Annotated in this window: 12 protein-coding genes; 6 read left to right on the forward strand and 6 right to left on the reverse strand. The window is 67.7% G+C overall.

Annotated elements, in window-relative coordinates; all coding sequences use genetic code 11:
• The first annotated feature begins 2 nt into the window (after nt 1-2).
• On the forward strand, nt 3-971 hold the full coding sequence (locus RYM47_RS12405) for a DUF1684 domain-containing protein (protein ID WP_315388266.1): 969 nt from the start codon (nt 3-5) through the stop codon (nt 969-971).
• Nucleotides 972-1149: 178 nt separating this feature from the next.
• Nucleotides 1150-1467: a glycine zipper 2TM domain-containing protein gene (locus tag RYM47_RS12410; protein WP_313343771.1), complete on the forward strand. Its 318-nt coding sequence runs from the start codon at nt 1150-1152 to the stop codon at nt 1465-1467.
• A 63-nt stretch (nt 1468-1530) separates the two neighbouring features.
• Here RYM47_RS12410 and fabR read toward each other — a convergent pair whose 3' ends face one another.
• Nucleotides 1531-2196 carry an HTH-type transcriptional repressor FabR gene (gene fabR, locus RYM47_RS12415; RefSeq protein WP_315388268.1) on the reverse strand — a complete coding sequence of 222 codons (666 nt, stop codon included), beginning with the start codon at nt 2194-2196 and terminating at the stop codon, nt 1531-1533.
• A 94-nt stretch (nt 2197-2290) separates the two neighbouring features.
• Between fabR and RYM47_RS12420 the strand changes: the two genes are divergently transcribed.
• Both RYM47_RS12420 and RYM47_RS12425 read left to right on the forward strand, forming a co-directional pair.
• Complete coding sequence (locus RYM47_RS12420; RefSeq protein WP_315388270.1) at nt 2291-3364, forward strand: ferredoxin reductase; 1074 nt, start codon at nt 2291-2293, stop codon at nt 3362-3364.
• A gap of 2 nt (nt 3365-3366) precedes the next feature.
• Nucleotides 3367-4488 carry an acyl-CoA desaturase gene (locus RYM47_RS12425; RefSeq protein ID WP_315388271.1) on the forward strand — a complete coding sequence of 374 codons (1122 nt, stop codon included), beginning with the start codon at nt 3367-3369 and terminating at the stop codon, nt 4486-4488.
• Nucleotides 4489-4497: 9 nt separating this feature from the next.
• Here the strand turns inward: RYM47_RS12425 and RYM47_RS12430 are convergent, their stop codons facing one another.
• The 5 genes from RYM47_RS12430 to RYM47_RS12450 form a co-directional block, all read right to left on the reverse strand.
• Complete coding sequence (locus RYM47_RS12430) at nt 4498-5568, reverse strand: metallophosphoesterase (protein ID WP_315388292.1); 1071 nt, start codon at nt 5566-5568, stop codon at nt 4498-4500.
• Nucleotides 5569-5735: 167 nt separating this feature from the next.
• The gene (locus RYM47_RS12435; RefSeq protein WP_315388272.1) at nt 5736-7973 is read right to left on the reverse strand and encodes a TonB-dependent siderophore receptor; all 2238 of its coding nucleotides are present in this window, start codon (nt 7971-7973) and stop codon (nt 5736-5738) included.
• Nucleotides 7974-7996: 23 nt separating this feature from the next.
• Nucleotides 7997-8302, reverse strand: a complete 306-nt coding sequence (locus tag RYM47_RS12440) for a DUF3325 domain-containing protein (protein ID WP_315388273.1) — start codon at nt 8300-8302, stop codon at nt 7997-7999.
• Complete coding sequence (locus RYM47_RS12445) at nt 8299-9876, reverse strand: PepSY-associated TM helix domain-containing protein (protein ID WP_315388275.1); 1578 nt, start codon at nt 9874-9876, stop codon at nt 8299-8301. Before RYM47_RS12445 ends, RYM47_RS12440 begins: the two co-directional genes overlap by 4 nt.
• Complete coding sequence (locus RYM47_RS12450) at nt 9873-10214, reverse strand: DUF3649 domain-containing protein (RefSeq protein WP_315388277.1); 342 nt, start codon at nt 10212-10214, stop codon at nt 9873-9875. Before RYM47_RS12450 ends, RYM47_RS12445 begins: the two co-directional genes overlap by 4 nt.
• Before the next feature lie 216 nt (nt 10215-10430).
• Here RYM47_RS12450 and RYM47_RS12455 point away from each other — a divergent pair, with 216 nt between their 5' ends.
• Complete coding sequence (locus RYM47_RS12455) at nt 10431-11414, forward strand: cation diffusion facilitator family transporter (RefSeq protein WP_315388278.1); 984 nt, start codon at nt 10431-10433, stop codon at nt 11412-11414.
• A gap of 58 nt (nt 11415-11472) precedes the next feature.
• A complete protein-coding gene (gpmA, locus tag RYM47_RS12460; protein WP_315388280.1) occupies nt 11473-12222 on the forward strand; it encodes a 2,3-diphosphoglycerate-dependent phosphoglycerate mutase in 750 nt (249 codons plus the stop codon).
• Nucleotides 12223-12288 lie beyond the last annotated feature (66 nt).

Consider the following 12288-nt stretch of genomic DNA (forward strand, 5'->3'; position numbering starts at 1 on the left):
ACATGAAGACGCACGCACGTGCCTGTTTGTTCGTGGTGAGCCTGTTCGCAACGGCCTGCAGCCAGCAGGAGACGGTGGCAGTCGATAAGCCCGCTGTTGCGCCGGTGGCGCAGGCGTTCCAGCGCGAGCACGCCGCGTGGGTACGGGAGCGTGCCGCCGATCTGGGCAAGCCCGATGGCTGGATCAGCCTGATCGGGCTGCATTGGATCGAACCCGGCACGCACAGCGTGGGCGGCGGCGCGGAGAATGCCATCCACCTGGCGATCGCGCCGGATCGGCTGGGCCAGGTGGAACAGCGCGCCGATGGACTGTACTTCGCACCGGCCGATGGCGTGCCGATCACGGCCGATGGCAAGCCGTTGCACAGCGAGGTGAAGGTGAACCCGGAAGGCGCGGGGGGAGGAACCAAGCTGGCCTATGACGGGGGCAAGGGCCAGATCACCGCGATCAAGCGCGGCCAGCGGCTGGCGCTGCGGGTGCGCCATGCGGACGCGCCGGCACGATTGGCGTTCCATGACCTGGACTTCTTCCCGGCGGACCCGGACTGGCGGGTACAGGCGCAGTTCGTGCCGCACCCGGCCGGGAGGACGCTGCCCATCGCGAGCGTGATCGGCACGGTGACCGATACGCCCAATCCGGGCTATGTGACATTCGAGAAGGACGGACGCGAGTGGCGGCTGGAAGCGCTGGGGGATCCGGCAAAGGGCTTGAACCTGATGTTCCAGGACCAGACCACCGGCCGACTGACGTACGGAGTAGGGCGCTACCTGCATACCGATCCGGTTGCGGCGGATGGCACGGTCTCCGTGGACTTCAATCGCGCCTACAACCCGCCCTGCGCCTACACCGATTACGCGACGTGCCCGCTGCCGCCGCCGGAGAATCGACTCGCGTGGCAGGACGGCAATGGTCAGCGCGAACGGCTGGCGGTGCTTGCCGGCGAGAAGAAGTACACGTTGGCAAAACACTGAGCGGCATGCCGCGCATGCTCCACCGGCTGTTGCCTGAACGGGTCGAATGGCCTTGACGCGGCATCGACGGGTTTTCACGGGGGATTCCCAGCCGCACGCCGACACTGGCCATACGTCATGAAGCGAGGAGACACCCATGAATCTCTCAACCCGGAACGTGCTGTGTGCAGCCGCCCTGATGGCCTCGGTATTCAGTGCCAGCGCCCAGACCTACGGGCCGAAGGACGAAGGGCGCCGCTTCAACGACGGCACCAAGGTGGTCTGCAAGAATGTCGAAGTGCAGCGCAACAGCAAGGATCCGAACCGCATTGCCGGGACCGCGACCGGCGCGGTGGTAGGTGGTCTGCTCGGCAACCAAGTTGGTGGCGGTAGCGGCAAGAAGATCGCCACCGTTGCAGGTGCCGTCGCTGGCGGCGCGGCCGGTCGTCAGATCCAGGGCAACCACCAGAACAAGAGCGGCGACCGCGTGGTGGAGCGCCAGTGCTATCGCCGTTGATGCCAGCGCGATTACTGGGCATCCTATGAAAAGAGAGGGCTGACCATGTGTCGGCCCTTTTCTTTATCGGGTCGGCGGGAAACCTGCAATCGTACGTGCGCCGGTAATGATCATGCGCAGCATCTGCGCGGTCTGTTCGATCATCTCCGGGTCACGCTCGGGCGGCTGGTCCAGCGCGGTGCCGCCCATCGCGAACACCAGACGGGTGATGGCCTTGGCCACCAGATGCGGTTGATACAGCAGTGCACCGTTGTCTGCATGCGCGAGGCGGATCAGGTCCACGCACAGCTCTTCTTCGAAGTAGTTCAGTTCGCGCTCCACCGCCTGCTTGAACGCGTCCGAGCCGGCGCTGCCTTCTCGCAGCAGTACGTGCAGCAGGCGGTCGTCGGCGCGCAGCTGTTCGAAGAAGGTTTCCACCGAAAGGCGGATCACGCTGCGGTCCGACGATGCCGCGCGCTGCCGCGACTCGCCGATGATGGTGCGCAGCGAACGGCCGGCCAGGTCGATCAGCGCCACCGTCAGCTCGTCCATGTCGCGGAACTGGCGGTAGAACGAGTTCGGCGCGATCCCGGCTTCGCGGGCTACCTCGCGCAGGCTCAACGTCGACACGCTGCGATGCGGGCCGATCAGCGCGAGCGCGGCAGCCAGCAGATCCTCGCGTGAAATCGAGGCTTTGCGGCCCGGCAGGGCGTCGTCTTGGACGTTCAGGTGCGAATCGGGCGGGGTCATCCAAGGGCCAGACGGTCAAGTCCCTGAATCATAGCCGGTCTGGGCAATATACAACTGTATACACACCTGTATGCTCGCCCGTATAGTGTGCTCCATGAGCGCACTCCCTCGTCCTGCTGCCCGCCGTTCGTCCTTCTCGCCCCGTCACTGGGTGTCCGAGGAGCTGTTCGATTTCTGGGCGGGCCGGGTGAACCCGCTCTGGACCCAGCGCCGTGCGCGCGCCCGGCTGGTGGCCCGCCACCCGGCCAGCGCCGATGCGGTCACCCTGGTGCTGCGCCCGAACCGGCACTTCCGTGGCGTGGCCGCCGGGCAGCACGTCACCCTTGGCGTGGAGGTGGACGGCCGTCGGCTGAGCCGCAGCTACAGCCCGACCGTGCTGGAAGACGGCACCCTGGCGATCACGGTCAAGACCGTGGCGGGCGGCAAGGTCAGCCGGCACCTGGCGCAGTCAGCGCAGGTGGGAGAGGTGTTCGAGCTCGGCGAGGCCTTTGGCGAGATGATTCTGCCGGCCCGTCCCGCCGCGCGCATGCTGCTGCTGGCTGCCGGCAGCGGCATCACCCCGATGCGCGCGCTGCTGCGCCAGCTTGACGCTGCAGGCATGCCGGTGCAGGTCGACCTGGTGTACTGGGCGCAGCAACGCGATGCGCTGTGCTTCGGCGAGGAGTTGGCCGCCATCGCCGCGCGCCACCCGGGGTTGCGCCTGCACCTGGCGCTGACCCGCGACCCTGCGGCCCCGGCCGCGCGGGTGGGCGACTACGATTTCAGCGCGCTGGGCGATCTGTCCACTGCGAACGTGATGACCTGCGGCCCGGGTGGATTCGTCGAAGCGGCGCAGGCGCGTTTGCGCGGCCAGGTGGCCACGCTGCAGTCCGAAGCCTTCACCCCGCCGGTGCTGCCGGATGTGGAAACCGGGACGGTGCAGGTGGAACTGCGCCGCAGCGGCCGCACCCTGGAACTTCCGCGTGGCACCTCCCTGCTGCAGGCACTGGAAGCCGAAGGGCTGCGCCCGGCCAGCGGCTGCCGCATGGGTATCTGCAATACCTGCGTGTGCGGCAAGGCCAGTGGCGTGACCCGCCACACCCTGACCGGTGAATACGCGGCCGAACCGGCCACGCAAGTGAAGCTGTGCGTGAACAGCGCCAGCACCAACCTGATCCTGGAGCTCTGAGCATGTCTGCCGTGCAGAACCGTGTGTTGTCCGCTGCCGAACTCGATGCCTTCGGCTCTGAACTCGACGCCCTGCGTGCGCGCCACCTGGAGACGCTGGGTGCGGCCGACGCGCGCTACATCCGCCGCGTGGTGGCCGGTGTCCGCTGGACCGGCGTGGCCGGCCGTGCGCTGCTGTTCCTCGGTGCGTTCGTCCACAGCGTGCTGATCCCGGCCTGGATTGCCGGCGTGGTGCTGCTTGCGCTGTCCAAGATCCTGGAGAACATGGAGCTGGCGCACAACGTCATCCATGGACAGTACGACTGGATGGGGGACCCGCAGCTGCAGGGCAGCACCTACGAATGGGACATCGTCGGCACTGCCGACAACTGGCGCAAGACCCACAACTTCCGCCATCACACCTATACCAACGTGCGCGGGCTGGACGACGACATCGGCTACGGCCTGCTGCGGATCTTCCCCGAGCAGCGCTGGCGCCCGTTCTACCTGACCCAGCCGGTGGTGGCGGTAGTCTTCGCGCTGCTGTTCGAATGGGGCATTGCCATACAGGATCTGCGTCTGGGCCGCTGGTTCGCCGGCAAGATCACCTTCCGCCAGCTGCTGGCGCAGGCGCGCCCGGTCGGCCGCAAGATGGGCCGGCAGATGTTCAAGGACTACCTGCTGTTCCCGGCACTGGCCGGCCCGTTCTTCCTGCCGGTACTGCTGGGGAACGTGGTGGCCAACATGATCCGCAACGTGTGGACCTACGTGGTGATCTTCTGCGGGCATTTCACTGCCGACGCGGAAACCTTCCCGAAGGAATGCGTGCGCGATGAGCGCCGTGGCCACTGGTACCTGCGCCAGCTGCGCGGTTCGTCGAACATCGCCGGCGGCAAGGTGATGAACCTGATGACCGGCAACCTCAGCCACCAGATCGAGCATCATTTCTTCCCGGACGTGCCGGCCAACCGCTATGCGGCCATTGCCGTTGAAGTGCGCGAGATCTGCACGCGCTACGGCCAGCACTACAACACCGGTTCGCTGCCGAAGCAGTTCGGCCAGGTGATGTGGCGCATCCTGCGCCATGCGTTCCCGAGCCGTCCGGCACGGGTGCGCCCGCTGGTAGCGGCGGAGCAGGGGGCGTAACGCCCCGCTTCAATCGCTTTCGCCCATCCGTCCTTCCGCCAGCGGCACCCGCGAGCCATCGAGCAGGCCACGCGTCACCTTGCCCGCTTCGATGAACAGCAGTTCGCCGTTCTCACCGTTCTTGATGCTGCTGTCGATGGCGATGATGCGCCCGTCGTGGAAGCTGCTGACGTGCGGCATCGACGTGTGCCCGACCACGATGCGCTTGAGGTCCAGCTGCTTGAGCAGCGCGTCGACCTGGGCGGTATCCATGCGGCCGTCGAAGTAGCCGCGGTACCAGATCGGGCTGGTCTTGCCGTCGAACAGGCGGGCGGTATCCGGTGCTGCTTTCACCTGTTCCTTGGGCAGGCCGACCGAGGCCTGGTACAGCGTGTTGGTGGCGTCGAGGTTGCGCACCAGGTCCAGGTTGTCCGGCGCGATGCCGCCGTGCAGGAACAGGGTGTCGCCGATCTGCAGCAGCACCGGGCGGGTGCGCAGCCACTGGCCGATCACCGAATCGGCACCGTACAGGGCCGGGTAGCTGCGACCCAGCAGCTGCGCGCTCCTGAGGTACTTCGGGTTGACGTAGCGCAGGTCGTCGTAGAGCACCATGGTTTCGTGGTTGCCCAGCACGAAGTGCACCGCGCCGCCTGCAGCCGCGGCCTGCTGCTGCAGGCTGTACAGCAGCCAGAATGCTTCGGTGACCTGCGGGCCACGGTCGAACACGTCGCCGGCCACCACCAGGGTGGCGTTGCCCAGCGACCAGCGGTCGTCGCTGTCGATCACATGGTGGGCGCGCAGCAATTTGACCAGCAGGCCGTACTGGCCGTGGATGTCCGACAGGGCGACGATGCGCGGCGTGGCCGGGTAGCGGGCGCTGGTTGCGTGTTTCGGCCCTGACACGGTCAGCGGATGCGGATACCCGCATTCGGGCAGCACCACGGTGCTGTCGCCGCGCGCTGGCAGGTCGCGCTGGACCACATGGTCACTGCAGACCCACTGCGCCTGGTGGCCCTTGGCAGTGGTGAACACGTAGGGGCCGTCGGCGTCCACGTGCTCTGCGGGGGCGGCGACCTCGCGGGCGGCACCCAGCAGCGGCATCAGGAGCAGGCCCGCCAGCAGAAGGCGGGCGGCGTTGGAACTGGGGCGTTGCGGCATCGGGGCGTTCCAGCAGGGCGGGCGGCCATCTGCCGCCTGCCCGATGCTACCCGCCGGCGGTGCCGGCGGGTATGCCAGATGGGTCAGAATGGGATGCGCGATGCGGTCGATCAGAAGTTCGCGCGCAGGTTGAACAGCACCCGGCGCGGCTCGCCCCAGTAGCCGGAGTTGAAGAAGCCGACGTTGCGGTAGTAGACCTTGTCGAACAGGTTGGTCACGGTGACGCCGACGCTCACGTTGTCGTTGATCCGGTAACGGCCCATCAGGTCGAACAGCATGTAACCGCCCTGGGTCATCTTGCCGGTGGCCGTGATCGGCGCACCGGTGGCGGTGTAGCGGCCGGTGGGGATCGGCTGCAGCTGGTAGATCTCGCTCTGCACCGTGAATCCGCCACCAACCATCCAGCGGCCATGGCGGTAGGTGGTGTTGAAGCGCGCCAGGTGCATCGGGCTGGTGCTGGCGAAGCGGCTGCCATCCGGGTTGGTGCTGTAGGCATAGGTATAGCCTCCGGTCACGCTCCAGTTGTCGGTGATCGAGCCGGAGAGCTCGAACTCGCCACCGTTGGTCTCGATGCCCTTGCTGGCGATGTACGGCACACTGCCGTCGGGCAGGATGATGTCGGCGCCGGCCGGATCGCGCGTGGCCACGTTGTCCTGCTTCATGTAGAAGCCGTTGAGCGAGCCGTACAGCCGGCCACCGAAGAACTCACCCTTGAAGCCGTATTCGTAGTTGTCGCCGGTCACCGGGTCGAGGAGCTGATTGTTGATGTCGCGCAGCGCGGTGGCCTGGAAGACGTCCGAGTAGCTCGCAAACGCCGAGATGTTGGCGTTGATGTCGTAGATCGCGCCCAGGTAGGGCGTGGGTTCGTGCGCGGTGGTACGTGCGCTGCGGCCGGTGAAGTTGCCGTTGACGTCGAAGTTGTCAGTGGTGGTGCGGTAGTCGGAGTAACGCGCGCCGGCGATCACCTTCAGGTCGTCCATCGGGTTCAGGCGCACGGCGGCGTAGTAGCCGGTTTCGGTGGTATTGACCGTGCTCGACGGGATGCCGTAGTTGAGCGTGGTCGGTTTGCCGATGTTGCCGTCCCAGCTGAAGATGCTGGGGAAGGCGGCCACGTTGTAAGGGCGCGACGTGATGCTGGCGCGGATGGTGTCCAGGTCGCGGTCGTAGTGGTTGATGCCGGCGACCAGCTCATGCGAACGGCCGAACAGCTGGAACGGGCCGGAGGCGTACAGGTCGAACGCGTCCTCGCGGGTTTCCGACACCGAGTACGTGTCGGCAATGCGCAGGCCCAGGCCGGTGACCGGGTCGGCCCAGTTGCCGGTGTTGGAACCGGCCAGCAACAGGCTGTCGGTGTCGGTGTTGCGGCGGTTGTACGCCAGTCGCCCACTCCAGCCCGCGCCGAACTGCTGTTCCAGGGTGAGGAAGTAATTAGTGCTTTCGCGGTTCCATTGGTTCCAGCGCGCCGCCGCGCTGTACGAGCGCGGCATCTTCGCCGTGCTGCCGTCGCGGAAGAACAGCGGCGAAGCGCTCCACGCACCGCCGTCGGACTGCGTCTCGAGATGGTCGATACCGGCGCGCAGGCGGGTGCTGTCGGTCAGGTCGGCCTCGACCACGCCGTACAGGCTGGGCGAGGTGTCGTGCTGGAAGCGCACCCAGCTTTCCTTGTCGGTGTAGGCGCCGACGAAGCGGCCGCGCACGCGCCCACCGGAGGTCAGCGGACCGGATACATCTACTTCGGCGCGCCGATAGTCCCACGAGCCGGCGCTGAGGCTGGTGCTGGCCTGGAAGGTGTCGGTGGGGCGCTTGCGCACCATGTTGACCGTGGCCGACGGATTGCCCGAGCCGGTCACCAGGCCGCTGGCGCCGCGCACGATCTCGATGCGCTCATAGATCGAGGTGTCGCTGAGGATCGAGTTGCCGCCGGCACCGGTGGTGTAGTTGGTCGGCACGCCGTCGAACATGAAGTTGTTGATCGCAAAGCCGCGCGCGGTGAACAGGGTGCGATTGCTGTCGTAGGACTGCACGGTCACGCCCGGGGTCTGCTGCAGTACTTCGGCAATGGTGATGAGGTTGAAGTCCTCGATGCGCTGGCGGGTGAACACGGTCAGCGATTGCGGGGTTTCACGCAGGGTCAGCGGCAACTTGGTGGCGGTGTTGGTGCCGTACACCTGGTAGCCCTCGGTGCGCTGGGTGACCATCACCTTGTCCAGCTCGGTGGTGCGCGGGGTGTCGCCATCGGGCGTGACGGGGGCTTGTGCGAACGCCTGCGGCGAGGTTGCGGCGGCCAGCGCCAGGCACAGCGCAAGCGTGTTCCGGCGCGGCGCGCCAGCGGTGGGGTATCGGGACATGGAGGCCTCGGTGGGAGCGGGTATCAGGACTTGGAAGGGGCGCGTGGCGTGGGTCGCGCCGTGGGCGCGGTCCGGTAGCTGAGCCAAAGCAGGGGCAGCGCGGCCCCCACGGCGAAGATGCCGCAGCCGGCAATCACGCCATAGGCCACGCCCCACCCGACGATGCAGCAGGCCACGGCGGCCAGCAGGGCCATCCAGCCGCCCAGGCGGAACAGCTGGCGGCGTCGCGCCATGGGCAGGGCGCCGAACACGTCGCGATGGTGGCGGTCCATCGCCAGCGACAGGCAGGCGAAGCCGGCCAGCGCCAGCAGCAGGGCGAGCACGGTCATGCGTGGGTCTCCGTTGCCACGGTCGCGGTCGCGCGCGGGACGCGCACGCGGCGCTGCGCCGGCACGTGGCGGTGCACGCGGCGCGCGGTCCAGAGCAGGCCCGCACCGATCAGCAGCAGGCCCACGTCCAGCCCACCCTTTGCGAGGTCGCCTGCGGCGAAGGCACTGAACAGGCCGCCGTGCCAGGCGACCATGTTGAACACCGGCAGCAGCGCGGCCAGCACGCCGGCCGCGATGAGCTGCTCGACCCAGGCGCGGCGCGGCTGGCGCAGCGTGGCATGCACCAGGCACAGCACCCAGGCAGCGAAGAACACGCTGATTTCCGCCTTGGAGCGCTGCTCGAGCGCGACCGGCAGCAGCCGGTTGCCCCACAGGAACGCCAGCATCGCCACTGGAAGCCCCGCCACGAACGCGATGTTCATGCGTTCGACGAAGCGGAACGCGCGCGGTGGCCGGGTAGGGTCGGGCAGCTGTTCGCGGCGTTTCACCGTCCACAGCACCAGCCCGCTGGCCACCATCAAGGTGCCCGCTACGCCGGACAGGAAGAACAACCAGCGCATCGCAATCGGCGCGAAGCGTCCGGCGTGCATTCCGATCATGCCGTCGCGCGTGTACACCGTGGCCGAGCGCTGCGGCGCTTCACCCAGCAGCATGCCCTGTGCATCGAAGCGCAGCGGTTCGCCGCTGTCGGCGATGCGATCGCCACTGTCGCGGCGCAGGGTGATGCGCATCGCCGCGTCGCCGGGCTGCTCGACCACGACCGTAGCGGTATGGCCGTCGCCCCACTGGCGCGCCGCGACGGGCAGCAGTGCCGCCAGCGCCGGCGGCACTACGGCCTGGCCGCTCGGTTCGACCTTCGCGTCGCGCGGGAACAGCTCGGCGAAGAATGCATCGCGCCCGCCGAAGTTGGCGTCCACCGCCCACGGTATGTACACCGTCATCAAGGTGATCAGGCCGGTGTAGGTGATCATCAGGTGGAACGGCAGCGACAGCACGGCCAGCGCGTTGTGTCCGTCCAGCCAGCTGCGCTGTCCCTTGCCGCGGCGCAGGGTGAAGAAGTCGGCGAAGATCTTCTTGTGCGTGATCACGCCGCTGACGATGGCCACCAGCATGAACATCGTGCAGAAGCACACGAACCAGCGTGCCCAGATCACCGGCACGTAGTGCAGGTCGAAATGCAGCCGGTAGAAGAAGTCGCCGCCACGCGTGTCGCGCGCCTGTGCCGGCTGGCCGCTGGCGTCGAGCGTGGCCTGCCAGGGATTGGGCTGGCCGCGTCTGGGCTCCGGCGCATCCTTGGGCTGCCAGCGCACGGCTGTGGCGTTGCTGCGGCTGCCGGGCAGCTCGATGGACCAGCGGCTGGCATCCGGTGCGGTGTGCGCCAGGAACGCCTGGGCCTGGTCGAGGGCGACCTCGGCGCTGGCCGGCAGGGTCAGTTCCGGCTGCATCCAGCGGGTCAGCTCCACCCGCCAGTAACTGGCCGTGCCGGCGATGAAGATCAGGTACAGGACCCAGCCCACGACCAGCCCGGACCAGGTGTGCAGCACCGCCTGCGACTGGCGGAAGCCCTGGCTCATGCCGCGCCCCTTGCCAACAGCAGCGACAGGCCCAGGCCCAGGGCCGCCGCCACGGCCAGCCCCACCGTGGCGCGCGTGGTGCTGCGCGCGGCATAGGCCCAGATCGCGGCCAGGGTGTAGATCACGAACGACGCCATGGTCGCGGCCAGCGCGGCGTCGGCCAGGCTGCCGGGCAGCAGCCGGGCCAGTGCTGCCGCCCAGGTCGCGGCCACCGCATAGCCGCCGAGCAGGGCCAACAGCCCGCGCGCCCACAGCACGCGATTGCCGCCGCCCTTGCGGGTGGCGCTGCGGCGGGCAGGGGGAACGGCAGGCGGTGCGGGCGGCGGTGCGTGGGACATCGGGAAAATCGAGATGACGGCAGGTAATTGAGAATCAATATTATTTGACGCTGGCGGCCCTGTCGAATCACCCGATGGAGGGATGCGCCCCGCAAGCCCTTGTGCTGCGGTGGTTTCGACCGCGCAGAGGATCCCCACTGCAATGTTATAAACACCGTAATAGTCTCCTTCGCACCGGTCGCAGTAGGCTTTGCCCATTGCACAGGAGCTGTTCCGATGGGCCACGACCACGATCACCTGCCAAGCGAGATCCGCCACGAGAAACCGCTGTGGTGGGCGCTGGGCCTCACCACCACCTTCCTCGTCGTGGAGGTGGTGGGCGCGTTCTGGACCAACAGCCTGGCGCTGCTGTCCGACGCCGCACACATGGCCACCGATACGCTGGCGCTGATGATCGCGCTGGTCGCGGTGCGGCTGAGCCGGCGTCCGCCGGATGCGCGCCGCACCTATGGCTATGCGCGACTGGAAGCGCTGGGCGCGATGATCAACGGCGGCATGCTGTTCGTGGTGGCCGCCTACATCCTGTGGGAGGCGGTGGCGCGGTTCCGCCAGCCGCAGGAGATCGCGTCCACCGGCATGCTGGTGATCGCTGCGATCGGGCTGCTGATCAACCTGATCTCGATGCGACTGCTGCGCGCCGGCAGCCGCGAGAGCCTCAACGTGAAGGGCGCCTACCTCGAAGTGTGGGCCGACATGCTTGGCTCGGTGGCGGTCATCATCGGTGCGCTGCTGATCCGCTGGACCGGCTGGAAGCCGATCGATCCGATCCTGGCGGTGCTGATCGGCCTGTGGGTGCTGCCGCGCACCTGGGTGCTGATGCGCGAAGCGATCAACGTGCTGCTGGAAGGCGTGCCCAAGGGCATTAAGGTCGACGCGGTGCGCGCGCGGCTGTGCGCGCACGAGGGGGTGCTGGACGTGCACGACCTGCACGTGTGGGCGCTGGCCTCCAGCACCCCGGCGCTGACCGCGCACGTGGTGATGGCAGAGGGCGTGGATGCAGACGCACTGCGCCGCCGGCTCGGCAGCGCGTTGCACGAGGACTTCGGGATCGACCACGTGACCCTGCAGATCGAAGCGGACCACTGCGGCGATGACTGCGGCGGCGGCACACCGGCGGCGAACGCCGGGCATGCGGGCCATGACCACGACCACGACCATGGCGCCGATGCGCAGGGCCACCACGGTCATCCGCACGCCTGAGCCGGGGGAACGCCGCTACAATGAGCGCCTGCCTTGCCATCCCCTCGGAGAAACCGCAGTGACCCGGAAACTCGTACTGTTGCGCCACGGCCAGAGCCAGTGGAACCTGGACAACCGCTTCACCGGTTGGGTGGACGTGGAACTCACCGAGCGGGGCCGCCGCGAAGCCGCCGCCGCCGGTCGCCTGATGCGCGAAGAAGGCCTGCAGTTCGACGTGGCGCACACCTCGGTGCTCAAGCGCGCGATCCACACGCTGCAGGGCGCGCTGGCCGAGCTGGACCAGGACTGGCTGCCGGTGAGCAAGAGCTGGCGCCTGAACGAGCGTCACTACGGCGGCCTGCAGGGCTTGGACAAGGCTGAAACCGCAGCCAAGCACGGCGAGGACCAGGTCAAGATCTGGCGCCGTTCGTACGACATTCCGCCGCCGGCGATGGACCGCGAAGATCCGGGCCACCCGATCCACGACCGCCGCTACGCCGGCCTGGACCGCAACGCGCTGCCGGGCACCGAATCCCTGGCGACTACGCTGGAACGCGTGTTGCCGTACTGGTTCGACGCGATCGCCCCGCAGCTGAAGGACGGCAAGACGGTGCTGGTCACCGCGCACGGCAATTCGCTGCGCGCGCTGTACAAGTACCTCAACAACGTCTCGCAGGAAGCCATCCTGGAATTGAACATTCCCACCGGCATCCCGCTGCTGTTCGAACTCAACGACGACCTTACCGTGCAGTCGTTCCGCTACCTGGGTGACCCGGAAGCAGCGCGCAAGGCGGCTGAAGCCGTGGCGAATCAAGGCAAAGCGCGCTGACGGCGCTTCGGTTCATACGTGCTGGGGCGGCCGCCGGGCAGCCCCGCTCCGAGACACGCCGTGAAC

The organism is uncultured Stenotrophomonas sp., from assembly GCF_963519125.1.
GTDB lineage: Bacteria > Pseudomonadota > Gammaproteobacteria > Xanthomonadales > Xanthomonadaceae > Stenotrophomonas.

Bases quoted from the DNA above. Each gene is read 5' to 3' on its own strand.
- RYM47_RS12405 (WP_315388266.1), top strand. From the start codon at position 3: ATGAAGACGCACGCACGTGCCTGTTTGTTCGTGGTGAGCCTGTTCGCA.
- RYM47_RS12410 (WP_313343771.1), top strand. From the start codon at position 1,150: ATGGCCTCGGTATTCAGTGCCAGCGCCCAGACCTACGGGCCGAAGGAC.
- fabR (WP_315388268.1), bottom strand. From the start codon at position 2,196: ATGACCCCGCCCGATTCGCACCTGAACGTCCAAGACGACGCCCTGCCG.
- RYM47_RS12420 (WP_315388270.1), top strand. From the start codon at position 2,291: ATGAGCGCACTCCCTCGTCCTGCTGCCCGCCGTTCGTCCTTCTCGCCC.
- RYM47_RS12425 (WP_315388271.1), top strand. From the start codon at position 3,367: ATGTCTGCCGTGCAGAACCGTGTGTTGTCCGCTGCCGAACTCGATGCC.
- RYM47_RS12430 (WP_315388292.1), bottom strand. From the start codon at position 5,568: ATGCCGCTGCTGGGTGCCGCCCGCGAGGTCGCCGCCCCCGCAGAGCAC.
- RYM47_RS12435 (WP_315388272.1), bottom strand. From the start codon at position 7,973: ATGTCCCGATACCCCACCGCTGGCGCGCCGCGCCGGAACACGCTTGCG.
- RYM47_RS12440 (WP_315388273.1), bottom strand. From the start codon at position 8,302: ATGACCGTGCTCGCCCTGCTGCTGGCGCTGGCCGGCTTCGCCTGCCTG.
- RYM47_RS12445 (WP_315388275.1), bottom strand. From the start codon at position 9,876: ATGAGCCAGGGCTTCCGCCAGTCGCAGGCGGTGCTGCACACCTGGTCC.
- RYM47_RS12450 (WP_315388277.1), bottom strand. From the start codon at position 10,214: ATGTCCCACGCACCGCCGCCCGCACCGCCTGCCGTTCCCCCTGCCCGC.
- RYM47_RS12455 (WP_315388278.1), top strand. From the start codon at position 10,431: ATGGGCCACGACCACGATCACCTGCCAAGCGAGATCCGCCACGAGAAA.